Origin of the sequence: Zavarzinia sp., assembly GCF_049306435.1 — a bacterium.
GTDB lineage: Bacteria > Pseudomonadota > Alphaproteobacteria > Zavarziniales > Zavarziniaceae > Zavarzinia.
Genome location: NZ_JBAQRT010000047.1, coordinates 16,333 through 39,311, shown reverse-complemented (window position 1 = coordinate 39,311; position 22,979 = coordinate 16,333). Strand labels below are relative to the sequence as shown.

Sequence of the window (22,979 nt, the reverse complement as noted above, 5' to 3'; positions counted from 1 at the left end):
GGGGTACCGGCCGGACAAATCGGGCGGACCTTAAAGGCGGGTGGCGTCCGCGTCAAGGGATCGGTCGCAATTGAAAGTGCCATTTTGCTCAACGGCTTATGGTCTATGCATGACAGGTGCGCTAATGTGCCGGGCCTTGAGCGAAGAGGATACGAAACCATGCTGCGCGATGAACTGAATGCCGCCCTGAAGGAGGCGATGCGCGCCAAGGACATGCTGCGCGTCACGACGATCCGCATGATGCTGGCGGCCTTCAAGGATCGCGACATCGCCGCCCGTACCGAAGGACCCGACGCGGGCGTCGGCGAGGCGGAGCTTGTCACCGTCATGCAGAAACTGATCAAGCAGCGCCGCGATTCGATCGAGGCTTACGACAAGGGCGGCCGTCCCGAACTCGCCGACAAGGAGCGGGCCGAGATCGCCGTGATCGAAGCCTTCCTGCCCAAGCAGATGGACGAGGCGGAAGCGAAGGTGGCCATCGCCGCCGCCGTCGCCGAGCTGGGCGCGTCGGGCATGAAGGACATGGGCAAGGTCATGGCCCTGCTGCGCGAACGTCACGGCGGCGTGATGGATTTCGGCAAGGCCAGCCCCCTGGTCAAGGCGGCCCTCAGCTGAGTCAAGGGGGTTAACGCCCCCGAACACAAAAGATATCGCCAAAATGTGGGGGATATTGTCTAATCGGCGGGAAGTGGATCGAGCCTGGCAGATTCCCGCGCCGGGGGGCGGTGCCATCAGAAAGACCGAGCTCGATGATTTCATGCTGGCCTGTGACCCCCGGATGGTTGCGTTTGCGGGAGGAACTGAGTGGCGCCCTGTTGGTGGCGGCTCTGTGTGTCGCCGTTCCGATGGCGGGCGCGCGGGCGCAGCAGGCGGATCCGGCCCCGGCGGCCACGCCGGTCCCCACGCTTCAATCCCTGCTCGACCGGGCGACCTTCTGGCGCCAGCACGGACGGCCCGAACTGGCGCGGCAATTGCTGGATCAGGTCCTCGCCGCCGAACCCGCGAATGTGGAAGCGATCTACCAGTCCGGCCTCGTCGCGACCGAAACCGGCGATGCCGCCAAGGCCGCCGCTCTTCTCGAGCGTCTGACGGCGCTGGTGCCTTCCGATGCCCGGGTCGATCGCCTGAAGCAGTCGATCGCGCGCGGCCAGATCTCACCCGCCCTGATCGAGCAGGCGCGGTCGGCTTCCCGCGCCGGTGATCAGGCTGCCGCGGTCGCTTTCTACCGTCAGGCCTTCGCCGGTCTGCCGCCGCCGCTGGAATACGCCGTCGAATATTACAACGCGCTGGCCGGCACGGAAGAAGGCTGGGCCGAGGGGCGGGAGCGTCTCGGCGCGCTGGCCAAGCGCAGCCCCGGCGATACCGCGCTGCAACTGTCCTATGCCAAGGTGCTGACCTATCGCGAAGTCAGCCGCCGCGAGGGCATCGCGATGCTGGCCCGGCTGGCGCCCACGTCGCAGGAAGCGCTCAAGGCCTGGAGCAACGCGCTGGTCTGGCTCAACGCCTCGCTGTCGGACGAGCCCTTGTATCGCAGCTATCTCGCCGATCACGCGGACGACAAGGCGGTGGCCGACAGGCTGGCCGAGTTGACCGCGCCCCTGAAGCCCGACACGGCGGAGCGGGCGGTTGCCCTTGCCTATACGGCCGTTGCCGACAAACGCTACGCCGAGGCGGAAAAACTCTTCCTGATCGCCCTGGGTTTCGAGCCGGACAACACCTCGGCGCTGACCGGCCTGGCCAGCCTGAAGATGAACGCCGGGCGCACGAAAGAGGCGATGGAGTACATGGACCGGGCGGTCGCGATCGATCCCGCTCTCAAGGACCAATATACCGACCTCTACCGGGCCGGCACCTTCGTGTCCGGTTACAACGCGGCATCGGCGGCGGCGAGGGCGGGCCGCCTCGCCGAAGCCGAGCGGCTGCTGCGCCCGCTCATCGGGGCCGGCTACAAGGAACAACGGATTGCGATCGCGCTGCTTGCCAGCGTGAAGGAGCGCCAGCGGCAGTATGCCGAGGCGGAAAAATACTATCGCATGGTGCTGAAGGCGCGCCCCGGCGACCGCGAGGCGACGGCAGGTCTTTACCGTGTTCTCATCGGCCAGAACAAGCTGGCGGCCGCCCAGGCGCTAGAAGCCCGGGTTCCGGCCGAATTGCGGGAGCGGATGCAGGACAGTTTCGCTGCCGCCGAAGCCGACAAGCTGCGCAAGGAAGCCGAGGCCATGGCGCGCTCCGGCGATGTCGCGGGTGCGCGCAGGACCTATGATCAGGCGTTGTCGCGCGCGTCCGACAGTCCGTGGCTGCGCCTGTCCTATGCCCGGTTCCTGCTGAAGCAGGGGGACGACCGCGGCGCCGAAGCCGTGATGGCGCCGGTGACGGCCGGGACCTCACCCGGTGCCGAAGGCTTGCACGCCGCCGCCCTGTTCGCGCTCGAGCGCGGTCGCCCGCAGGAAGCGGCGGCCTTGCTGAACCGTATTCCCGGGCCGAAGCGCACCAAGGCCATCAAGGCGCTGGCTGAAGACATCGCGCTGAAGAACACGTTGAAGGCGGCGCAGCTGGCCGCCGCCTCGGGCCATCAGGCCGAGGCTCAGGCGACATTCCGCTCGCTCGCCCAGCGCAAGGATCTGACCCCCGCCATGCAGGGCGAAATCGCCGCCGCGCTGGCGGAACTGGGGGATGGCGCGGGGGCCCTCGCGCTCGCGCGCCGCGAATTGGCCAAGCCCCTGCCGGCCGGGGCGAAATTCGGCGACTATGCCGCGCTCCTGGGCGTCATCGCCCGGGAAGGCGGCGAAAGCGAGACCGAAGCCATGGTCGCCCGGCTGCAGCCGCTGGCACGGAATGACGAGGACGGGCAGCAACTGGCCGGAATGCGCAGCGGCCTGATCGCGACGCGGGCCGACCGGCTGCGCCAGGCGGGCCAGCAACAGGCGGCCTATGACCTGCTGTTGCCGGCGCTGCGGGCCGATCCCCGGAACGAGACGTTGCAGGCCGCGATGGCCCGGGTCTATGCCTCGGCGAAAATGTATGGCGAGGCGATGAAAATCTATGACCGCCTGCTGGCCCGGACCCCGGGTGATCACGATCTCGCGCTTCAGGCGGTCTGGGCGTCCTTTGGCGACGGGGATTACGACCGGGCGCGCGAGCTGATCGATCCGCTGCTCGAATCCGGCTGGCAGAATTCGCAGCTCTATTACGCCGATGGTCTTCTGTCGCGGGCGGAAGGCGATACCGGGCAGGCGATCCGGTCCCTGGAGACGGCGCAGGCCTTGCGGGCCACCGAACTCGGGATCAGCCTGACGGATATTTCATTGTCTTCCGCCCCCGTCGGCGGTTCGGTCGCGGTCTCTCCCTATCCTCCCATCGAGTGAGTAGCGAAACAGCATGAGCGCGATATTGGCCGGCCTGGTGGTGCTGTTGATCGGCGACAGCCACATGGTGCACGAAGGTGGACTGATCGATCTCCTGCCGCAGTCCCTGACCGCGGATGGCGCCAAGGTCTATGCCTATGGCGCCTGCGGGACGACGCCGACCGATTATCTGACGCCGAAGACCACCGATTGCGGCATTGCCTCCCGTGTCGGCACGGGGCCGGTGCAGCGGGCCGAGGGGACCGGACGGCCGGTCTGGGATGCCCGCGACCTGATCGCGAAGACAAAGCCCGATCTGGTCATCGTCGTCATGGGCGATACGCTGGGCGCCTACAAGATGGACGCGCTGCCCCGGGCCTGGGTCTGGGATCAGGTCACCGCGCTGACCGGCGAGCTTCGCGCCGCCTCCCTGTCCTGCGACTGGATCGGCCCGCCCTGGGGCACGAACAATCCGGCCTTCGGCAAGACGCAAGGGCGCGTGACCGAGCTTTCGGGCTATCTCGCCCAGATCGTCGGCCCCTGCGATTATGTCGATTCGACCACTTTCGCTGCGCCGGACAAGTGGCGGACGATCGACGGCCAGCACCTGGACGCCGCCGGCTACAAGGCCTGGGCCGTGGCCATCACCAGAGCGATCGAGCAGCGCGCCGCCGCACCCGCGGCGATCGCGCCCGTGAAGCCCGGCCTGTGGGACGAGCCATGGTGAGGCGCCTGCTGGCCTGCGCGGCGGTCATCGCCGCCGTGCCCCTGGCCGCCAGCGGCGAGGAAATCCGGCTGTATTCGACCGGCCCCGGCGTCGTTTCCGGCTATGTTCGTTTTCTCGACGCGGCGGCGGGACCTGTTTCGATGTCGACGGCTGCCGGGTCCCAGACGCTGGGCGGCGCCGATGGCACGCTCATCGGTCGTTTCCAGGCGGTGCCGGCCGGTACGCCCCAGCGCGCCACCCTGACCGCGAGCGGCGGCGGCAGCGTGGTCGAGCTGACGGTGGCGGCGGATGAATTCGTCACCATCGCCATTCTGGCCGACGGCCAGAGCCTGCTGATCCGCGACACGCCGCGGGATTTCAACGCGCTGAAGGCGGATATCGCCTTTCTGAATGCCGATCCCGCCTGCATGGGCGCCAGGATGCGGGCCGGGGCGAAGAAGACCGTGGTCTTCGATCGGGTGGCGCCGGGGGGCATCGCCCGTCGTCTGGTCAATCCGGCCGTGGCCGTGGTCGAGGCCGCCTGCGGCGAGGTCGACGTGCCGGGCACGCTCGATCTCGGCACGCTGGAGCCGGGCGGGCGCTACAGTGTCGTCATCGTTCCCGATGGATCGGGCGGTCGCCGCCTGATCGGCGGCCGCGACGAACGCACCAGCTACAACTGAACCTGACGGCGCGCGCCCGGGAACGTCTCATCCATGGTTTTCGCTTCCGTCGAGTTCCTGGCGCTGTTTCTGCCGCTGTTCTTCATCGCCTATATGGTGGTGCCGCGGCAGGGGCGGAATTTCGTCCTCCTGCTGGCCAGCTGGATCTTCTATGGCTGGTGGAAGCCGATTTTCCTGTTGCTTCTGATCGGCGTGACCGTTTTCAGCTTCTATTGCGGGCAGGCGATCGAAAGGGCGGCGGACGACCGGGGCAGGCAGCGGGCGCTGGCCTTCGGGGCGACGGTCAACCTGCTTTGCCTGGGCTGGTTCAAATACGCCAATCTTCTGGTCGACACGACAAACGGCGGCCTGTCCCTGTTCGACCTCGGCGCCATCGCCTGGGACCCGGTGATCCTGCCGATCGGCCTGTCCTTCTATGTGCTGCAGTCGATTTCCTATCTCTACGATATCCGGCGCGGCGTCGTTAAGGCGGAGCCCCATTTCGTCGCCTTCGCCGTCTATATCGCCATGTTCACCCAGCTCATCGCGGGGCCGGTAATTCGCTACCGCTGGGTCGATGCCGAACTGGCGTCGCGGCGTTTGACCCTCGGCGGCTTCACGGCCGGCGCGCGTCGCTTCGCCGTTGGCTTCGCGATGAAGGTGATCATCGCGGATTCCCTGGCGCCTCTCGTCGACATTGCCTTCAATCTGCCGGCGCCGAGCGCCGCCGATGCCTGGCTCGGGCTGCTTGCCTATTCGCTTCAGCTCTATTTCGATTTCGCCGGCTACAGCGCCATGGCGATCGGCCTCGGGCTGATGCTCGGCTTTCATTTTCCCGAGAACTTCAACCACCCCTATCTGGCGACCAGCATTCAGGACTTCTGGCGCCGCTGGCACATCAGCCTGTCGGGCTGGCTGCGCGACTATCTCTATGTCGCGCTGGGCGGCAATCGACAGGGGCCGGCCCGGACCTATGTCAACCTGGTCCTGACCATGGCCATCGGCGGCCTGTGGCATGGCGCGGCCTGGACTTTCCTGGCCTGGGGCCTGCTCCACGGCCTAGCCCTCGCGGTCGAGCGGGCCGGGCGGCAGCGCGGCATCACGGTGCCGCCGTTCATCGCCTATCCGTTGACCATGGCCGTCGTCATGACAGCCTGGACTCTGTTCCGGGCGACGAGCTGGGGCATGGCCGAAACCGTGCTGCTCGGCCAGTTCGGCTTCAACGGGCTTCCGCTCGGCGGGACGATGGCGGTGGCGCTGCATCCGACGATGGTTCTGTGGCTGGCGGTCGGACTGGTGGCGGTCTGGTGGCCGGCGGCATCGCCCGCCATCCGGGCGCGCGTGCCGCGCTGGTGGCAGGCCCTGTGGCCGGCGCTGGCCTTCGCCTATGCGATGGCCCTTCTCGAAGGGCGCGAAACCGTGCCCTTCCTCTATTTCCAGTTCTAGGAGGGGCCGGTGATGGAGAGCGCGGAAGATCGGGATGCCGCCCGCCTGGGCCGGCCCACGGCCCTGTTGCTTGGCCTTGTCATGGTGGTCGGTCTCATGTCCTCGGTGGCCGCGGTCCTGTCGGACAGGGGCAAGGCCCTGATCGGGGGCTTCGGCCTGACCGCCCTTCTGGATGGCGAGGCGACGATGAAACTTGCCCGCCTTCTCAACGAGGATCTGGCCGGCGGCCATGAACTGGCCACGGCGGCGCGGGCCTTGGACTGGCTCGTCGTCGGCGATCTCGGTCTGCAGGTCCGGCGGGGCTGCGGCAACTGGCTGTTCCTGCGCGAGGAACTGGATATCCACCGGGACGGCGGCGCGGCCTCGTCCCGCCGGGTCGCCATGGTCGACGGGGTCAACCGCCTGCTGGCCGCGCGGGGCATTCATCTCGTCGTGGCGATCACGCCGGACAAGAGCCGGATGAAGACCGACGCGCTCTGCCAGGTCGGCCGCCCGGCCAGCCTCGCCGGGCGCTTCGATGCCTTCGCCGCCGGGCTCGGCGCCGCCGGCATCGACAATGTCGATCTTCGCGCCGCGCTCTCCGCCGCCGATGAAGGCGGCTACTACCACACCGACACCCATTGGAGCGAGGCCGGGGCGAAGGCCGCGGCGCAGGCGATCGCCCGCCATCTGGAAGCCGAGCAGCACGCCCCCGTGCGCGGCGCCGACGTTCCCGTGATCGCGGGCGAGGTGAAGGAGCGGGTCGGCGACCTGATCCGCCTCGCCGGGCTCGACGGCGTATCGCCGCCTTTCCGTCCCACGGGCGACAGGACGGCGATCAGCACGATCACCATGCCGGCGATCATCGCGGACGATCTGTTCGGCGACATGGCCGGGCCGCCGCTGGCGGTGATCGGTTCGTCTTATTCGCGGACGGCCAATTTCATCGGTTTCCTGGCCGCCGAACTGGCCGCCCCCGTCGCCGACATGGCGCGGGACGGCGCCGGCTTCGCGGGCGCCGCCATGCCCTATTTCGCCGATGGCGCCTTCACAGCGACTCCGCCCAAGGTGGTGATCTGGGAAATCCCGGAGCGCATCCTCGACGCCCCCCTGACCGCGCAGGAAATCGACTGGGAACGCCGCCTCGCGAGCGGTGCCCTGTAGGACCGGTCAGGGCTTCGCGCGCTCGCCCATCAGGGCGGCCAGGGTCGGCTCGATCGCCTCGGCCATGCGGGCTTGCGCGGCGGCGTCGGGATGCAGGGCGGGGACCGGCGGCGTGTTGCGCGGGTCCATGTAAAGACCGAGGTCGGTCACGCCGTCCTTCAGGAACAGATAGCCGACATCCATGAAGGTGACGCCCCGCGCGGCGGCATAGCGATCGGCGAGGCGCAGGTTCACCGTCTGGTCGAGGGCGGTCTTCAGTGGGCTGATGCCGCTCGGCAGGATGCCCAGCAGCAGGATCTTCGTCATTGGCAACCGCTGGCGCAGCAGGGCGACGATGGCGGCGATGCCCGCTTCGGTCTCCTCGGCGCCCTGGCCCTGGATCGTGTTGTTGGTGCCGATCAGGACGACCGCGACCCTGGGCGCGATACGGTCGATCTCGCCATTCTCGAGCCGCCACAGCGCATTGCCGGTGGTATCGCCGTTGAAGCCGAGATTGACCGCCTTGCGGTTGCCGTAGAACCGCTTCCACAGGCCGAGGAAATCATACTGCGGCGCGGTGCTGGTCAATTCGTAGTTATGGATGATCGAATCGCCGATGAAGATCAGGTCGACGGGGGCGCGGCGGATTTCCTCGAGCTTCTGCTGATGGCGCTCGGCCCACCAGGGCGTGTCGAGGCGGGACTGCGGCGTTGTCGCCGGGTCGTCCGCCCAGGCCCCGCGCGGCGATGCCAGGCTGCAGAAGGCGGCGGCCATGCCGCACAGCGCGCGACGCCGGGTCGGCGGGAGCAAGGGCAGGGGACGCAACACGGTGCTCAAGGGAAAGGGCCTCCGGCCACGGGACATTGCACCCGTACTGGTGATATTCGGCGCTGCGGGATGCGCTTTCCAGCGGGAAATTCAGTGCGGATCGACCCTATCATTGTTTCTTCAGTGGAAACGATCCCTTAACCAATCCCCGGTTTTTCCCGGGCTCCCCGACCGGCATGGTGTCCGCAGGCCCGGATGTGCCTTGCTCCCGCCTCATGTCCGCCGAAGGATCAGTCCATGAAAAAAGCCGTCTTCCTTGCCGCCGCCCTGTTCCTGTCGCCCTTCGCGGCCTCGGCGCAAGTCTCGCCGCCCGGCGACATGCCGGCCGGGACCTACACGGTCGATCCGACCCATGCCAGCCTGACCTTCAAGGTCAATCACTTCGGCCTGTCGAACTACACCGCCCGCTTCCGCCATTTCGACGCCAGGATCGATTTCGATCCCGCCGACGTGACCAAAAGCAAGGTGACGGCCACGATCGACACGCTGTCGCTCCAGACCGATTATCCCTACCCGGAGAAGGTCGATTTCAACAAGGAGATCGGCGCCGGCGAGAAGTGGCTGAACGGCGGCAAATTCCCGACCATCACCTTCGCCTCGACCAGGCTCGAGAAGACCGGCGAGACCACGGGCAAGATGCACGGCGACCTGACCCTGCTCGGCGTGACCAGGCCGGTCGTGCTCGACGTCACCTTCAACGGCGGCTATCCGAAGCATCCGATGTCGGGCCAGCCGATCATGGGCTTTTCCGCGACCGGTAGCCTGAAGCGCAGCGACTTCGGCCTGACCACCTTCGTGCCGGCGATCGGCGACGAGGTGACGGTGATCATCGAAGCCGAATTCCCCAAGGCGGAGTAAGCATCCGTGACGAAGCCCGCCGACCGTTACGCCGGCAGTGCCGTCGCCCTGCACTGGGTGATGGCGCTGGCCATCCTGCTAATGCTCGCCAGCGGCTTCGTCATGGCCTATGGCGACATCGGCCCGTCGCTGAAATTCCGCCTGTACCAGTGGCACAAGTCGCTGGGGGTCCTGGTGCTGGTTACCGCCGCCTTCCGCATCCTGCTGCGGCTCGTGCTGAAGGCGCCGGCCCTGCCGGGCTTCATGCCGGCGTGGGAGGCGAGGGCGGCCAGGGCCGGCCACCTCGCGCTCTATCTCCTGATGGTGGCGATGCCGGTGACCGGCTGGATCGTGGTCTCGGCCAGCGTCTTCGGCCTGCCCACCATCGTCTTCGGCCTGTTCGAATGGCCGCATGTTCCAGGCATCGCCGGCGATGCCGCGGTGGAGAGCGCGGCCAAGGGCGCACATTTCTGGCTGGCCATTCTCATTGCCGCCACCATCGCCGGCCATGTCGCCGCCGTCTTCAAGCATATCGTGATCGATCGCGAAAACATCCTGGCCCGCATGTGGTGGGGCCGGGGAAGGACCCTGTCATGAAACTCGCCGTCCTCGCCGCCGCCTTCGCCCTTCTCGCCGCCCTGCCGGCCGGTGCCGCGACCTATGAGGTCGATCACGGCCGTAGCAGCGTCGGTTTTTCCGGCACCAACAGCGGCGAAACCTTCACCGGCAGATTCACCGCCTGGACCGCCGATATCGTCTTCGATCCGGCCGACCTCGGCGCCAGCCACCTGAAGGTCGTGTTCGACACGGCCAGCGCCGAAACCGGCAATGCCATGTATGACGGCACGCTGCCCCAGGCCGACTGGTTCGCGGTGAAGGACTACCCGACCGCCAGCTTCACCTCGACCGCGATCACCGCCAATGCCGACGGCACCTATACCGCGACGGGCAAATTGCAGATCCGCGACGTGACCAACGAGGTCAGTTTCCCCTTCACCCTGTCGCTGCCGGCCAATGGCCCGGCGGAGGCCAAGGCCAGCCTGAGCCTGAACCGCGTCGCCTATGGCCTCGGCGTCCAGTCGGACCCGGCGGGCGGCTGGGTCGGGCCCTATATCGCCGTCACCATCGACGTCGTCGCGACGCCGAAGCCCTGAGTGTTGTTCCCGCCCGGCGGACGTATCATAGTCCCCGCTTTGTAGCGGGGCCGCGTCATCGGCCGGAGTGGACATGGCTGACGACGTCACCGCCGAGATCAAGTCGCGCCTTCTCCTGTCGACGGTGGTCGGCCGGCGCACCAAGATCACGCGCAAAGGACGGGCCGATTTCATGGCCCTGTGCCCGTTCCACGGCGAGAAGACCCCGTCCTTCCATGTGATGGACGACAAGGGCACCTATTACTGCTTCGGCTGCGGCGAGAAGGGCGACATCTTCAGCTTCGTCCAGAAGACCGAGAATCTTGGTTTCCGCGAGGCTTTGGAGCGGCTGGCGGCGGAAGCCGGCGTCGCCCTGCCGGCGCCGAACCCCGAGGCGAAGCAGCAGGCGGAGAAGCGCCAGACCCTGCAGGACGCACTGGAAGCCGCCTGCACCTGGTATGAAGCCCAGTTGCAGACCGGGGCCGGCGGCGCGGCGCGGGATTATTTCGCGAGGCGGGGTCTTTCCCGCGAGACCATCGCGCGCTTTCGCCTCGGCTATGCCCCGGCCGGCCACACCGCCCTGATGGATGCGCTGGTCGCCCGAGGCTTCCCGCCCGCCCTGCTGATCGAGGCCGGGCTGATCCGCAAGCCCGACGACGGCCGCAGCCCCTACGATTATTTCCGCGACCGGGTGACCTTCCCGATCCGCGACGCGAGGGGAAGGGTCATCGCCTTCGGCGCCCGTACCATGGGCGATGGCGAGCCGAAATATCTGAACTCGCCCGAGACCCCGCTGTTTCACAAGGGCGACACGCTGTTCAACCTGAACCTCGCCCGGGAAGCCGCGCTGAAGGCGGGCCGCGTCGTCGTCTGCGAGGGCTATATGGATGTGATCGCCCTCGACCAGGCCGGCATCGCGGAGGCGGTCGCCCCCCTCGGCACCGCCCTGACCGAGGGCCAGATCGAGGGGCTGTGGCGCCTCGCCCCCGAACCTGTTTTATGTTTCGATGGCGACAAGGCCGGGCAGCGCGCCGCCAGCCGCGCCCTCGACCGCGCCCTGCCGCTGCTGAAACCCGGCCATTCCCTTCGCTTCCTGACCCTGCCCGACAATCTCGACCCGGACGAATTGATCCGCCGCGACGGCGCCCCGGCGATGCGCGCCGCCCTCGACAAGGCGATACCGCTGGTCGATTTCCTGTGGCTGCGCGAGCGCGCGGCCGCCGACCTCGCGACGCCCGAGCGCCGGGCCGCCTTCGAATCCCGAATCGGTCAGGTCCTGCGCGAGATCGGCGACACTCGCGTGCAGGCCTATTACAAGGATGAAGTGCGCGGCCGCCTGCGTAGCCTGATGGACGAGATGCGGCCCCGCCGCCAGCAACAGCAGCGGGAGCGGGGCGGGTTTGGCGGGGGGGCAGGCTTCGGCGCCGGACGGCGCCCCCAGGGCCGCTTTCCGCAGGTTCCGCTGGGTGCCAGCCCCGCGCTCCGCGCTTCCGCCCTTGGCCAGGGCCAGGACAGCGGGGCGGATGCCACCGCGAGGCTGCTGGTGCTCAGCCTCGTGCGCCATCCGCGACTGCTGCCCCGGGTCGACGACGAGCTGGCCCGCATGGAGATTGATTCGCCAGCCCTTGACAGGCTGCGTTCCGCCCTTTTAAGCATGTCTTTTGATATGCCGGACCTTGACAGTGACAAGGTCAAAGGCCACTTAGCGGATGTGGGATTGGCCGAGACGTTTGCCCACCTCGAAGACGATCGTTTCCTGGGGCTGCATGGCATCGCCCGGAACGAGATGACCATCGATCTGGTCGAGGAAGGCTGGCGGCATGTCTTGGCGGTCCATCGCAGACAGACAGGATTGAGGGCGGAGCTGAGCGAAGCGCAGGCGAGTTACGAGGCTTCGCCGACGGAGGCCGGCATCCGGCGCATCCAGGCGATCAAGGAAGAACTGATCCGCATCGAGTCCCAGGTCCAGGCGGCCGGGGTCGATGGCGGCTTTTCTGCATGAGTTGACGGCGGCGTCCGCTGGCGGCGGGGCGCAAGGCCAAGGGGCTGATTACATGGCGAGCAAGAACGCAGAAGCGACCGGCAACGAGGAAGCCCGCGGCGAAGAAGGCGCGGACGGCCCGCTGCTCGATACCGCGGGTCAGGCGGTCAAGCGCATGATCGCCCGCGCCAAGGAGCGCGGCTATGTGACCTATGACGAGATCAACGCCGTGCTGCCGCAGGAGCAGGTGTCTTCCGAGCAGATCGAAGACATCATGGCCATGCTCTCGGAAATGGGCGTGAACGTCGTCGACGGCGAAGAACAGGAAGACCCCGAGCGCGCCAATGCCAAGGAAGAGGAAGACGGCGAATCGCCCGCCTTCCAGACTTCGGGCGCCGAGGAACTGGACCGGACCGACGATCCGGTGCGCATGTACCTGCGCGAGATGGGCTCGGTCGAGCTGCTGTCGCGCGAGGGTGAAATCGCCATCGCCAAGCGGATCGAGGCCGGCCGCGAGACGATGATCGACGGGCTGTGCGAAAGCCCGCTGACTTTCCAGGCCATGATCGGCTGGCGCGATGAATTGCTCGCCGGCAAGGTCCTGCTGCGCGACGTGATCGATCTCGACGCGACCTATGGCGCCGGTCCCGGCGCCGAGGAACTGCCCCCCGCCGAGGCGGCGGGCGAGGCCGGCGAGGAAGAAGCCGAGGCCGAGGTCGAGGATGTGCCCCCGCCCGGCGGCGATGACGACGAGGACGAGGAAGGCGGCATCTCGCTCGCCGCGATGGAGCAGGCGCTCCAGCCCGTCGTGCTCGAGATTTTCGACAAGATCGCCGTCGCCCACAAGAAATACGCCAAGCTGCAGGAAAGCCGTCTCGCCGTCGCCATGGGCGCGCCCGAGGACAGCCAGACCGCGAACGCCGAGAAGCGCTTCCAGAAGCTGAAGGTCGAACTCGTCGAGCTGATGCAGTCGATCCACCTGAACAATGGCCGGATCGAGGCGCTGGTCGACCAGCTCTATGGCATGAACCGCCGCCTGATCGGCCTCGAAGGCCGCCTGCTGCGCCTCGCCGAGAAATACAAGGTCAGCCGCGAGAGTTTCCTCGAGCATTACATCACGCACGAAATCATTCCCGACTGGCTGGGCAAGGTCGGCAACCTGCCGGGCCGGGGCTGGAAGGATTTCGCGCGCCAGGAGTCCGAGGAGATCGAGAAGCTGCGTGGGCAGATCGCCGGCGTCGCGACCGAGGCCGGCCTGACCATTCCCGAGTTCCGCCGCATCGTGACGACGGTGCAGAAGGGCGAGCGCGAGGCCCGTCAGGCCAAGAAGGAAATGGTCGAGGCGAACCTGCGTCTCGTCATCTCGATCGCCAAGAAATACACCAACCGCGGGCTGCAGTTCCTCGACCTCATTCAGGAAGGCAACATCGGCCTGATGAAGGCGGTGGACAAGTTCGAGTATCGCCGCGGCTACAAGTTCTCGACCTATGCCACCTGGTGGATCCGTCAGGCGATCACCCGCTCGATCGCCGACCAGGCCCGCACCATCCGCATTCCCGTGCATATGATCGAGACGATCAACAAGCTGGTGCGCACCTCGCGCCAGATGCTGCACGAGATCGGCCGCGAGCCGACGCCGGAGGAACTGGCGGAAAAGCTGGGCATGCCGCTGGAAAAGGTGCGCAAGGTCCTGAAGATCGCCAAGGAGCCGATCAGCCTCGAGACTCCGATCGGCGACGAGGAAGACAGCCACCTCGGCGATTTCATCGAGGACAAGAACGCGGTCCTGCCGCTCGATGCCGCCATCCAGTCGAACCTGCGCGAGACGACCACCCGGGTCCTCGCCAGCCTCACCCCGCGCGAGGAACGGGTGCTGCGGATGCGTTTCGGCATCGGCATGAACACCGACCACACCCTCGAGGAGGTCGGCCAGCAGTTCTCGGTGACGCGCGAGCGTATCCGCCAGATCGAGGCCAAGGCCCTGCGCAAGCTGAAGCACCCGAGCCGCAGCCGCAAGCTCCGCAGCTTCCTCGACAATTGACCAGCCTTTGAACAACCCCCGGTGACGGCCCCGCGCCATCGCCGGGGGTTTGTCTTGTGCCGTCACCCCCGCTTTCGATCATTGGACAGTGGACACGTCTGCTGCGCCGCGTCATCGTCCGCGCCGATATCAACTGAGGTCCAGGAGGGGCACGGTGGAACGGCTGATCGACGGTTACCGTAGATTTCGCGGAGCACACTGGCCGGAATATCGCGATCTGTATCGCGAGTTGTCGCAATACGGGCAGAAGCCGCCCGTTCTCGTCATCGCCTGTTCGGACAGCCGGGTCGATCCCGCAGTGATCTTCGACGCCGCCCCGGGCGAGATGTTCGTCGTCCGCAACGTCGCCAATCTGGTGCCGCCGGCGGAAAAGGGCGATGGTCTGCACGGCACGTCGGCCGCGCTCGAATTCGCGGTCCGCGTGCTGAAGGTCGGCATGATCCTCGTTCTCGGCCACGCCGATTGCGGCGGCGTTTCCTCGGCGCTGCGCGGGATGCCCATGGATGATTTCGAATATCTCGACGACTGGATCGGCCTGATCGATCCCGCGCTGCAGCGGCTCGGCGACATCGATCGCCAGGCCCCTGAATCGAAGGAAGCGTTGGAGCGCGAATCGATCAGACTGTCGCTCGACCGGCTGATGACCTTCCCCTTCATCGCCAAGGCGGTCGAGGCCGGCGACCTGACCCTGCAGGGCGCCCGTTTCCGCGTCTTCGACGGCCGTCTGGAATGGCTGGACAAGGGTGTCGGCACCTTCGAGCGCGTGACCTGACCCGCCGCCAGCCTGTTGGCATGGCCGCGCGAGCCTGCTAAACCTCGCTGCCCGCGAAACGCTCGCGGGCAGCGAAGGTGGGGCCTGTAGCTCAATGGTTAGAGCCGGCCGCTCATAACGGTCTGGTTGCAGGTTCGAGTCCTGCCGGGCCCACCACACCCGTACCCGCCGGATTCCATGGCCACATACATGCCCGGATGGGCGCCGCGGGGTGGCACGCCGGTGCCGCCCCGCCTTGTCGTTTCGTCCGTTCAGGTCGCGATGCGGAAGGCGAGGACCGGCAGGTCGTCCATCTGCAGCATTTCCGCCTTGGCCGGGACCGGGCCACGCGTGAAGAGACGGCCGAGGTCTTCCGGTGTCGCCTTGATGCCGAGGATGATCGCCTGGACGATCGGCCCCTCCTTCAGGCGGAGGTGGCCGTAGACATAGGGAGCGATCTTCTCGAAGCGCGGGTGGCAGGCGGGCGAAATATTGTGGGTCGCGAAGAGGAGCGTGGCTTCCCCGCTCACCTCGGCCGATGCCACGTTCCAACTGCCGCAATGCTCGCAGCAGCCGGTCGGCGGGAAGGTGTAACGCCCGCAGTCCTTGCAGGTGATCGCCCGGAAGACACCCTTGGCGAGATCTTCATAATATGAGCGGATTGCGCTCGGCTGTTCGGCGACGACGGGCATGTCAGAGTCCCTCCAGCACGACCACGGTGCCGATCATGGCGTAGCCGTGGGTATGAATGACCGAGATTTCCGGCACCTTGGGGATCTGCCGGGCGCCAGCCTGGCCGCGCATCTGGAGCACGGCCTCGTAGGTGTCGGTGCCGGCGCTGGCACCCCAGGCGTGCCCGAAGGCGTGGCGCCCGCCGTGGGTCGACATGGGGCGGTCGCCGTCGAAGCGCAGACGGCCCTCTCGGGCAGCCTGGAGTCCCTTGCCGTGTTCGAGATAGCCGAGCGTCTCCGCGGTGCAGATGCTCGAGATATGCGAGCAGTCGTGGGTGTGCAGATAGCCGATGTCGGCGGCCGTGATGCCCGCCATGTCGAAGGCGGTGTCGATCGCCCGCTTGTCGAATTCCCAATAGGTCGGGTCTTCGCCATACCAGGGCAGATCGCTGTAGCTGATGCCGAAGCCCTTCAGGGATACGGGATTCGACTTGCCGCCCTTGGCGAGGTCCGCGCGCGTGATGACCATGGCCGAGGCGCCGTCGGCGGTCGTCACCAGGCTCAGCAGCCGTGACGGCCAGGCGACGAAGGGGTTGTGCTTGTCGGACCGCCAGTAGTCGTAAGGATCGGCGAAGCCGTCCTTGGCGGCGCGGTCTTCGAGTTTCTCCTGGATGTTGGCCTTGGGATTCATCGAGCCGTGCAGGCGCCGCGTGCGGCAGAGCTCGAACATGCCGCGATCGAATTCTTCGATCGAGAGGCCATATTTGCGGCAGTAGCCGAGGGCCACGAGGCCGTTGTAGGTGGAGAAGATGTCGTAGCCCTGCGGCACGTTATAGGCCTGGTTGACCGCCATGTCGGTCCAAAGCCAAGTCTGCTGGTGGGAGATCGGCTCGCGCTCGTAGGGGCTGAAGCCCTTCACCTTCGTCCGCGTGGTCTCCAGACCGTAGACCAGCGCCGTGTCGTAGACGCCGGCCGCGACCGACATCGCCGCGAGCACAGCACCGATATTGGTGGTCGAACATTGCGCCTCGAAATGGACGCCGGCCTTGAACTGGGTGCCGGTCCATTTCGACAGTTGTGAATAGGTCCCCGGGATCTGCGAACTGTGGACCATGGCATTGCCGGCGAAGACGGCGTCGACGTCCTGCCCGCACAGGCCGGCGTCGTCGAGGGCTTCCTTGACGGCGCGGGCCGTCAATTCCTGGATGCTCAGTCCCTTCAATTCCGGCGTCTCGAGAAGATCGCCGAAGCGCGAGCATCCGACGCCCGATATGACGATATTTTCCTTCAATCGATTTCGCATGAGCGTGCCTCCGTTATCGTTATGGCTCGCTGGCCGCGGGACTTGGATGTCCGCGGGGGGCGAGATCTTTCTTGGGCGACGTGATTCCAGTCGTGGCGGCGGAGCCCAGCGATCGGCTGGCCGCACATCACTGAAGCACAAGGCCGCATGGGGCCATATGACCTGAGTCAATGCGCGGCGCTCCGGCGGGGTAGCGGTCCGGTGAGCAATGCCTGAGCCGATCCCCCGAAACGGGACCGGGTCGATCTCGAAAATTCGGCCGTGCGACCGCTGGCGGGCGCTGAGCGAACTGATCCGGGAACACCACTTCGCGGGCCGAGATCCGGCACGACGGAGGGCTGATGATCAGGTGGCCTCGAACGCCGATCGGTTATCCCGCGTCCCGCCGGAGCGAGCCGGCGAGCGCGCGGGCGTAGCCGCCCGGTGCCTGACCCACGTGACGACTGAAGGCGGTGCTGAAGGTGCTGGCCGAGCTGTAGCCGACCCGTTCGGCGACGTCGGCCAGGGGGAGGTCGCGGCGGCGCAGCAGGTCCTTGGCGAGGGTCATTCGCCAGGCGAGAAGATATTCCATCGGCGAAACGCCGACGATGCGCATGAAGCGGTCGAAGAAGGCCGAGCGCGAAAGCGCGGCTTCCCGCGCCAGTTCGGCCACCGTCCACGGCCGGGCGGGGTCGCCATGCATGTGGCGGATCGCGGCCGAAACGCGGGTATCGGCGAGGCCGCGCAACAGGCCCGGCGGCATGTCCTTGTCCTGCAAGGCCCGCAGCGCCTCGACCAGCAGCACCTCGACCAGCCGCGACAGCACGAGTTCGCGGCCCGGCCTGTATGCGCGGGCTTCCTCGCCGAGGAGCCGGGTCAGCGTCGTCAGCCGGTCGGCGCCGCGCAAATGCACCAGCGTCGGCAGCAGCGACACCAGGAACCCGGCATCGGGCGAGGCGAAGGCGAAATAGCCGCCGAGCAGCCGGACATCAGGCTCGTCCCCCGGCCGGCCGTGGCGAACCTCCTCGACCGCCGCCGCCGCCGCCGCCCTGGCATCGATCGGCACCGGCCGCACCGGCTCGAACCCCGACAGGACGAAGCCGGGCGTCGCCGGCAGAAGCACGAAATCGCCTGAATCCAGCGTCACCGGCTGCTGGCCGTCGACATGGAGCCGGCAACGCCCCTCCAGCACCACGCAGAAACTGGGCTCGCCAAAATCGGTATAGCGGACGCCCCAGGCGCCAGCCCCGCTGATGCCCTTGGCGAATACGGCGCGCGGCCGGAGCAGCGCGATGATGTCGGAGAGAGGATCGATCATGATCCGGACTATAAGCAACGAATTATGGATTTCATATCGTGGATCGTCCGGATTTCGTCGCTTACAGTCGCGCCATCGACCTTGAGGGACAAGATTATGAAAACGGTACTGATCACGGGCTGTTCGTCGGGCTATGGCCTCGAGACCGCGCGGCATTTCCTGGCCCGGGGCTGGCGGGTCATCGCCACGATGCGGGCGCCGCGGCCGGGCATCCTGCCGGCTCATGAACACCTGCGTGTCCTGCCGCTCGATGTCACCAGCGGCCCGAGCATCGCGGCCGCCCTCGACGCGGCCGGCCCCCTCGATGCCCTGGTCAACAATGCCGGGATCGGCCTCGTCGGGGCTCTGGAGGCAACGCCTCTGTCGAAGGCGCGCCAGGTGTTCGAGACCAATACTTTGGGCGTGATCGCCATGACCCAGGCCGTCGTGCCCGGCTTCCGCGCGCGCCGCTCGGGCGTGATCGTCAACGTGACGTCGAGCGTGACGCTGGCGCCCATGCCCCTGACCTCGGTCTATACCGCCAGCAAGATGGCGATCGAGGGGTTCACAGGCTCGCTCGAACACGAGCTTCGCGCCTTTGATGTCAGGGTGAAGCTGGTCGAGCCTGGCTATGGCCCCACGACGCGCTTCGCCCAGAACACGGATATTCGGCCCGAGGATGTGATTCCGGCGCCCTACGCGGGTTTTGCCCAGCCCATCCTGGCGGCCTTCGCGCAGCCGGCCCTGGTGACGACCGAGGCCGATGTGGCGGAAGCGGTGTGGCGCGCCGCGAATGACGAGAGCGGGCAGTTGCGTTTTCCGGCGGGGGCGGACGCCCTGGCCCTGGTCGCCAATCGCGGCTAGCACAGCCCACGCCGTGCCCCTTGCGGGGGTCTTGACGGATGGGAAGCCGCCTTGAACGAAATGCGCATTCCGTGATGGACGGGATTGCTGCCCCCCGTGAGGGGCCTCACAACCCGGGTTGGGGCCATCCTTGCCGCATTTGTGCCGGGATTCTGGCATGTTGTGCGCATCCGAAGGCGGCCTGTGATTCCGCTGTTGATCGAGGGACTGATGCGCAAGGCTTGGATTTTCCTGAAACAGCTCTGGGCGCTGACCGTTCCCTATTTCAAATCCACAGGTGGCCGCTGGGCGCTGGCTTTCTTCGCCTTCCTCGTCGGGCTCAGCTTCGTCATCGTCGAAGTCAATGTCCGGCTGAGCTACTGGAACAACCGCTTCTTCACCGCGCTTCAGGAAAAGAACCAGGATGCCTTCTGGGCAGAAATTATGGTCTTTGCCCAATTGGCCGCCGTGTTCATCACCATCGCCGTGCTGCGCTATGTTCTTCAGCAGGTGTTCGAGATCCGCTGGCGAACCTGGCTCACCAATCATTTCGTGGAGCGCTGGACCACCGCCGAAGCCTATTACAAGCTCCAGATCACCGACGGCCGGACCGATAACCCGGACCAGCGCATTTCCGAGGATCTGCGCCTGTTCGTCGAGCGCACGCTCGGGCTCGCGATCAGTTTCATCACCAATGCCGCCACCCTGGCCTCCTTCGCCGTCGTGTTGTGGAGCCTGTCCGCGCCGATCGAGACCTTCACCCTCGCCGGCACCGAGTTCACCATTCCCGGCCTCCTGTTCTGGGCGGCCCTGGTCTATTCGGCCTTCATCACCTGGGTCTCCCATCTGGTGGGGCGAAAGCTGGTCGGGCTGAACTTCAATCGCGAGCGGCGCGAGGCGGATTTCCGCTTCGATCTGGTCAGGATGCGCGAGAACGCCGAGGCCATCGCGCTCTATGGCGGAGCGGAGGTCGAACGGGGGCGTCTGCAGAGCCGTTTCGGGCAGGTGCGCCAGAATTTCATGGCGATCATCAATCGCCAGAAATTCCTGGTGGGCGTCCAGGCGGCATTCGATCAGGCCGTGGTCCTGGTGCCCTATCTGATCATCTGGCCGGTCTATTTCATCGGCAATGTTCCCTTCGGCCACATGACGCAGACCGCGGGGGCCTTCGGCCGGGTGCAGGATGCTTTTTCCTGGTTCGCCAATATCTATTCGACACTGGCCGAATGGGTCGCGACAGTGCAGCGACTGACCGGCTTCATCGCCGCCCTCGAGGAGGCCGAGCGCAAGGCCTGCGCCGCCACGCGCGGGACGGCGCCGGGGTCCGACTGGTCGGTCGATGTCGATGTCCGCCTGCCGAACGATACCCTGCTGCTGTCGACCGATTTCACCCTGAAAGCCGGGGAGAACGTGCTGTTCACCGGGGTTTCGGGGTCGGGCAAATCCACCCTGTTCCGTGTCCTCGCCGGCATCTGGCCTTTCGCCGATGGGCGGATCGCCGTTCCGGTATCGGCCGAGGTGAAGGGACGGCTGTTCCTGCCGCAGAAGCCCTATGTCCCCGTGGGGAGCTTGCGCGCCGCCGTCGCCTATCCCGCGCCCGAGAGCGATGTTTCCGACGACGTGCTGCGCCTCGCGCTGATCGATGTCGGCCTGCCCGCTCTCGCCGACCGGCTGGACGACGAGGGGCACTGGCAGAACCGGCTTTCCGGCGGTGAATTGCAGCGCCTGGCGATCGCGCGAGCCCTGGTGCAGAAGCCGGCCTGGCTCTTCCTCGACGAGGCGACTTCAGCCATGGACGAGGACATGGAAAGGCGCCTCTACCAGATCCTTAAAGACCGGCTACCGGACACCACCCTGGTCTCCATCGGCCATCGCTCCAGCCTGAAGGCATTCCATGACCGGGAAGTAAGGTTGTCGCCGGCTGCCCTGGCCGCGGAATAATCTCGCGCCTCAAAGCCCGCGGCTGGTGGCCTTTTCGGCGAGGGCGACCATGTCGGGGTTGCGCCAGTAGCGGACCTTGGCGATCTCGGCCCGCACGGTATTGACGTAGCCCGAACACAGCCGAAGGGCGAGGCCGTCGAGCGGGCCGGGCTCGTCCAGCCGGGAAGTGATGATCAGCTGGGTGTGGCGGCTGGTCGGCTGCAGGATCGGTACGATCGTGTTGCCCATGGCTTCGGCCAGCCGCTCGATCCGCTCCAGATGCCGGAAGCGGTCGGGCAGCGGCTCCTCGCCGTCTTCCAGCCTCGTCGCCTTCTGCACCGCGAATTCGATGTCGGCGACGATCTGGTCGCGCCATTTGTTCAGCGCGATGATCGGCAGGCCCGTTGGGCGCAGCAGGGCGCGCAGGCGCACCAGCTGGCTGATCAGGAACATGACGTCGGTCGTGTCGCTCGTGACCTGGGAGCGGTTGAACAGCGCCGCCGACAGCCGCAGCGAACTGCGCTGCAGGGGGCTGCGCACCAGTTCCGCCATCAGGTTGTTGGTCGCGTCGCGCAGCATCGGGAACAGGCGCGGCACATCGGCCAGACCCGATTCGCGCACGGCGGCGACGATTTCGTCGATCATGTTCAGATTGTTGGCCAGGCGGTACTTCACATCATCGGACAGGGTGATGGGGAAATCCTCGTGCCGCGTGTTGGTCGCCCCTTGGGTCATGACCGCGACATGGATCTGGAAATGGGCGGAGAGGGTGGCGACGACGGCTTCGCCCACCCGCAGCACCTTGCCGGCGCCGCGCTGGGCCAGCATGACGGCGACGGCGCCGAAGGCCCCGCGCCGGTTGATGAGGGCGATCGGCAGGATATCCGCCGTGCCCGAGGGCAGATTATTGGCCAGCAGGGTCTGGGACAGGTCCGATGTCGCCCGGATCAGGGCCTCGCCGCTGGCCAGCGGATCGGCGTGGGGCGGCGTTACGCGGAGGAGGGTGGCCACGGCGGGCGCCCACAGGGGCTGGGCCGTCAGGACCTCGACGAGATCGGCCAGATGCTGGATGCCGATCGGCGACATGTGCCGGGTGCGCAGGCCGTATTGCTTTTCCCGGATCATGTTGGCCAGGGTGCAGAAGGCTTCCGAGGTGGAGCGGTCGGCCGCCAGCTGGTTCAGTTTGGCGATGGCCGCGAGGCGCAGCCTGTCGCGCATCGCCCGGGCTTCGGGCCGCTCGATCGCTTCGTCGACGAGGCATTCGGCGCAGAGCGAATCCATCAGATTGGCCGCGTCCCGGGCCAGGTCGGGGAAGGCGCTCCGCGCGAGGGCGCCCCAGATGCCGCCCATGTCGGCCCGCCGGAAGCACAGCGGCATGGGCAGGGGCGAATCGATATCCTCGGGATCGTCGGTCAGCAGCGGATGGACGAGACTGGTGAAGAGGCGGCGGGCCCGCTGCGGGCGCTGGCGGTTGGCCTGTTCGATCAGGGCCTGGCGCAGGGGCGCGGTGCGCTCCCCCTTCGCCGCCATGCCGGCCGAAAGATCGGCCAGCAGGCGCGCGGCCTGATCGGCCGGCAGGGACGCGGCAAGGGCGGCCGCCCGAGAAATCGGGTCGTCAGCGGGCCAGCTCTTGTCGTCGGGATCGCGCGTCGTCATGGTTCGGAGCCTAGCTCCATATCGTTAACGACTGGTTCCGCTCGTGTTAGGCTGGCCCCGCCCGAAGGGCACAGGTGACGCCGTTTCAGAGGGCCATGGGTGATGTCGAAGATCGTGAAACTCGGCCTTTGCGCCGGCGAGGGCGAGGCCGGCGTGCCATCGCGCATTCTCTCGGGCCAGCCGGCGACAAGGCTCTGGAATGAATATACCGATGCCGGCGGCCGGTTTTTCTCCGGCATCTGGTCATCGACCGAAGGCAGCTGGGCCGTCGACTATTCGGAAGAGGAAATCTGCGTGATTCTCGAAGGCCGCGTCCGCCTGACCGGGGAGGACGGCACGGCGCGGGACTTCGGCCCCGGCGACAGTTTCGCCATTCCGGCCGGCTTCAAGGGCACCTGGACGACGATCGAGCCGGTCAGGAAGCTGTATGTGATCTACGAGCCGGCCTGAGGGCCGGCG

General features: G+C 66.8%; 20 protein-coding genes and 1 tRNA gene. 16 read left to right on the top strand and 5 right to left on the bottom strand.

Going from position 1 to position 22,979, the window contains the following annotated elements; all coding sequences use genetic code 11:
• Nucleotides 1-159 precede the first annotated feature (159 nt).
• From WAZ62_RS02495 to WAZ62_RS02470, 6 genes are all read left to right on the top strand, one after another.
• The gene (locus WAZ62_RS02495; RefSeq protein ID WP_422641952.1) at nucleotides 160-615 is read left to right on the top strand and encodes a GatB/YqeY domain-containing protein; all 456 of its coding nucleotides are present in this window, start codon (nucleotides 160-162) and stop codon (nucleotides 613-615) included.
• A 203-nt stretch (nucleotides 616-818) separates the two neighbouring features.
• Nucleotides 819-3,365 (top strand): tetratricopeptide repeat protein, encoded by a 2,547-nt coding sequence (locus tag WAZ62_RS02490; protein WP_422641951.1) that lies wholly within the window; start codon nucleotides 819-821, stop codon nucleotides 3,363-3,365.
• Between the two features lie 13 nt (nucleotides 3,366-3,378).
• A complete protein-coding gene (locus WAZ62_RS02485; RefSeq protein ID WP_422641950.1) occupies nucleotides 3,379-4,071 on the top strand; it encodes a hypothetical protein in 693 nt (230 codons plus the stop codon).
• Nucleotides 4,065-4,733: a hypothetical protein gene (locus tag WAZ62_RS02480; protein WP_422641949.1), complete on the top strand. Its 669-nt coding sequence runs from the start codon at nucleotides 4,065-4,067 to the stop codon at nucleotides 4,731-4,733. The genes WAZ62_RS02485 and WAZ62_RS02480 overlap by 7 nt, the downstream gene beginning before the upstream one ends.
• Before the next feature lie 33 nt (nucleotides 4,734-4,766).
• Entirely contained in the window at nucleotides 4,767-6,158 is a 1,392-nt protein-coding gene (locus WAZ62_RS02475; RefSeq protein ID WP_422641948.1) for an MBOAT family O-acyltransferase, read from the top strand.
• A gap of 12 nt (nucleotides 6,159-6,170) precedes the next feature.
• On the top strand, nucleotides 6,171-7,301 hold the full coding sequence (locus tag WAZ62_RS02470; protein WP_422641947.1) for an alginate O-acetyltransferase AlgX-related protein: 1,131 nt from the start codon (nucleotides 6,171-6,173) through the stop codon (nucleotides 7,299-7,301).
• Nucleotides 7,302-7,307: 6 nt separating this feature from the next.
• Here the strand turns inward: WAZ62_RS02470 and WAZ62_RS02465 are convergent, their stop codons facing one another.
• Entirely contained in the window at nucleotides 7,308-8,108 is an 801-nt protein-coding gene (locus WAZ62_RS02465; RefSeq protein ID WP_422641961.1) for a GDSL-type esterase/lipase family protein, read from the bottom strand.
• A gap of 237 nt (nucleotides 8,109-8,345) precedes the next feature.
• Here WAZ62_RS02465 and WAZ62_RS02460 point away from each other — a divergent pair, with 237 nt between their 5' ends.
• From WAZ62_RS02460 to WAZ62_RS02430, 7 genes are all read left to right on the top strand, one after another.
• A complete protein-coding gene (locus WAZ62_RS02460) occupies nucleotides 8,346-8,966 on the top strand; it encodes a YceI family protein (protein WP_422641946.1) in 621 nt (206 codons plus the stop codon).
• A 6-nt stretch (nucleotides 8,967-8,972) separates the two neighbouring features.
• Nucleotides 8,973-9,542: a cytochrome b gene (locus WAZ62_RS02455; RefSeq protein ID WP_422641945.1), complete on the top strand. Its 570-nt coding sequence runs from the start codon at nucleotides 8,973-8,975 to the stop codon at nucleotides 9,540-9,542.
• Complete coding sequence (locus WAZ62_RS02450; protein WP_422641944.1) at nucleotides 9,539-10,099, top strand: YceI family protein; 561 nt, start codon at nucleotides 9,539-9,541, stop codon at nucleotides 10,097-10,099. The genes WAZ62_RS02455 and WAZ62_RS02450 overlap by 4 nt, the downstream gene beginning before the upstream one ends.
• Nucleotides 10,100-10,172: 73 nt before the next feature.
• The gene (gene dnaG, locus WAZ62_RS02445) at nucleotides 10,173-12,080 is read left to right on the top strand and encodes a DNA primase (protein WP_422641943.1); all 1,908 of its coding nucleotides are present in this window, start codon (nucleotides 10,173-10,175) and stop codon (nucleotides 12,078-12,080) included.
• 52 nt (nucleotides 12,081-12,132) lie between these two features.
• The gene (gene rpoD, locus WAZ62_RS02440; protein WP_422641942.1) at nucleotides 12,133-14,100 is read left to right on the top strand and encodes an RNA polymerase sigma factor RpoD; all 1,968 of its coding nucleotides are present in this window, start codon (nucleotides 12,133-12,135) and stop codon (nucleotides 14,098-14,100) included.
• 154 nt (nucleotides 14,101-14,254) lie between these two features.
• Nucleotides 14,255-14,872 carry a carbonic anhydrase gene (locus WAZ62_RS02435; RefSeq protein ID WP_422641941.1) on the top strand — a complete coding sequence of 206 codons (618 nt, stop codon included), beginning with the start codon at nucleotides 14,255-14,257 and terminating at the stop codon, nucleotides 14,870-14,872.
• A gap of 80 nt (nucleotides 14,873-14,952) precedes the next feature.
• Nucleotides 14,953-15,028 (top strand) — tRNA-Ile (locus tag WAZ62_RS02430).
• Between the two features lie 95 nt (nucleotides 15,029-15,123).
• On the opposite strand, the gene WAZ62_RS02425 is transcribed toward WAZ62_RS02430, so the two are convergent.
• The 3 genes from WAZ62_RS02425 to WAZ62_RS02415 form a co-directional block, all read right to left on the bottom strand.
• Entirely contained in the window at nucleotides 15,124-15,543 is a 420-nt protein-coding gene (locus WAZ62_RS02425; RefSeq protein ID WP_422641940.1) for a Zn-ribbon domain-containing OB-fold protein, read from the bottom strand.
• A 1-nt stretch (nucleotide 15,544) separates the two neighbouring features.
• Nucleotides 15,545-16,825 carry a thiolase family protein gene (locus WAZ62_RS02420; protein ID WP_422641939.1) on the bottom strand — a complete coding sequence of 427 codons (1,281 nt, stop codon included), beginning with the start codon at nucleotides 16,823-16,825 and terminating at the stop codon, nucleotides 15,545-15,547.
• Nucleotides 16,826-17,195: 370 nt separating this feature from the next.
• A complete protein-coding gene (locus tag WAZ62_RS02415; protein ID WP_422641938.1) occupies nucleotides 17,196-18,122 on the bottom strand; it encodes an AraC family transcriptional regulator in 927 nt (308 codons plus the stop codon).
• A 96-nt stretch (nucleotides 18,123-18,218) separates the two neighbouring features.
• Here WAZ62_RS02415 and WAZ62_RS02410 point away from each other — a divergent pair, with 96 nt between their 5' ends.
• Nucleotides 18,219-18,965 carry an SDR family oxidoreductase gene (locus WAZ62_RS02410; protein WP_422641937.1) on the top strand — a complete coding sequence of 249 codons (747 nt, stop codon included), beginning with the start codon at nucleotides 18,219-18,221 and terminating at the stop codon, nucleotides 18,963-18,965.
• 210 nt (nucleotides 18,966-19,175) lie between these two features.
• Nucleotides 19,176-20,885, top strand: coding sequence for an ABC transporter ATP-binding protein/permease (locus WAZ62_RS02405; protein ID WP_422641936.1), 1,710 nt, complete (start codon nucleotides 19,176-19,178; stop codon nucleotides 20,883-20,885).
• A gap of 9 nt (nucleotides 20,886-20,894) precedes the next feature.
• Here WAZ62_RS02405 and WAZ62_RS02400 read toward each other — a convergent pair whose 3' ends face one another.
• Nucleotides 20,895-22,520 carry a hypothetical protein gene (locus tag WAZ62_RS02400; RefSeq protein ID WP_422641935.1) on the bottom strand — a complete coding sequence of 542 codons (1,626 nt, stop codon included), beginning with the start codon at nucleotides 22,518-22,520 and terminating at the stop codon, nucleotides 20,895-20,897.
• A 102-nt stretch (nucleotides 22,521-22,622) separates the two neighbouring features.
• On the opposite strand from WAZ62_RS02400, the gene WAZ62_RS02395 reads away from it, so the two are divergent.
• The gene (locus WAZ62_RS02395; RefSeq protein WP_422641960.1) at nucleotides 22,623-22,970 is read left to right on the top strand and encodes a cupin domain-containing protein; all 348 of its coding nucleotides are present in this window, start codon (nucleotides 22,623-22,625) and stop codon (nucleotides 22,968-22,970) included.
• Nucleotides 22,971-22,979 lie beyond the last annotated feature (9 nt).

What these genes read in the sequence shown, in the direction of transcription:
- WAZ62_RS02495 (WP_422641952.1), top strand. Translation starts at nt 160, where the DNA reads ATGCTGCGCGATGAACTGAATGCCGCCCTGAAGGAGGCGATGCGCGCC.
- WAZ62_RS02485 (WP_422641950.1), top strand. Translation starts at nt 3,379, where the DNA reads ATGAGCGCGATATTGGCCGGCCTGGTGGTGCTGTTGATCGGCGACAGC.
- WAZ62_RS02480 (WP_422641949.1), top strand. Translation starts at nt 4,065, where the DNA reads ATGGTGAGGCGCCTGCTGGCCTGCGCGGCGGTCATCGCCGCCGTGCCC.
- WAZ62_RS02475 (WP_422641948.1), top strand. Translation starts at nt 4,767, where the DNA reads ATGGTTTTCGCTTCCGTCGAGTTCCTGGCGCTGTTTCTGCCGCTGTTC.
- WAZ62_RS02470 (WP_422641947.1), top strand. Translation starts at nt 6,171, where the DNA reads ATGGAGAGCGCGGAAGATCGGGATGCCGCCCGCCTGGGCCGGCCCACG.
- WAZ62_RS02460 (WP_422641946.1), top strand. Translation starts at nt 8,346, where the DNA reads ATGAAAAAAGCCGTCTTCCTTGCCGCCGCCCTGTTCCTGTCGCCCTTC.
- WAZ62_RS02450 (WP_422641944.1), top strand. Translation starts at nt 9,539, where the DNA reads ATGAAACTCGCCGTCCTCGCCGCCGCCTTCGCCCTTCTCGCCGCCCTG.
- dnaG (WP_422641943.1), top strand. Translation starts at nt 10,173, where the DNA reads ATGGCTGACGACGTCACCGCCGAGATCAAGTCGCGCCTTCTCCTGTCG.
- rpoD (WP_422641942.1), top strand. Translation starts at nt 12,133, where the DNA reads ATGGCGAGCAAGAACGCAGAAGCGACCGGCAACGAGGAAGCCCGCGGC.
- WAZ62_RS02425 (WP_422641940.1), bottom strand. Translation starts at nt 15,543, where the DNA reads ATGCCCGTCGTCGCCGAACAGCCGAGCGCAATCCGCTCATATTATGAA.
- WAZ62_RS02420 (WP_422641939.1), bottom strand. Translation starts at nt 16,825, where the DNA reads ATGCGAAATCGATTGAAGGAAAATATCGTCATATCGGGCGTCGGATGC.
- WAZ62_RS02415 (WP_422641938.1), bottom strand. Translation starts at nt 18,122, where the DNA reads ATGATCGATCCTCTCTCCGACATCATCGCGCTGCTCCGGCCGCGCGCC.
- WAZ62_RS02410 (WP_422641937.1), top strand. Translation starts at nt 18,219, where the DNA reads ATGAAAACGGTACTGATCACGGGCTGTTCGTCGGGCTATGGCCTCGAG.
- WAZ62_RS02405 (WP_422641936.1), top strand. Translation starts at nt 19,176, where the DNA reads ATGCGCAAGGCTTGGATTTTCCTGAAACAGCTCTGGGCGCTGACCGTT.
- WAZ62_RS02400 (WP_422641935.1), bottom strand. Translation starts at nt 22,520, where the DNA reads ATGACGACGCGCGATCCCGACGACAAGAGCTGGCCCGCTGACGACCCG.
- WAZ62_RS02395 (WP_422641960.1), top strand. Translation starts at nt 22,623, where the DNA reads ATGTCGAAGATCGTGAAACTCGGCCTTTGCGCCGGCGAGGGCGAGGCC.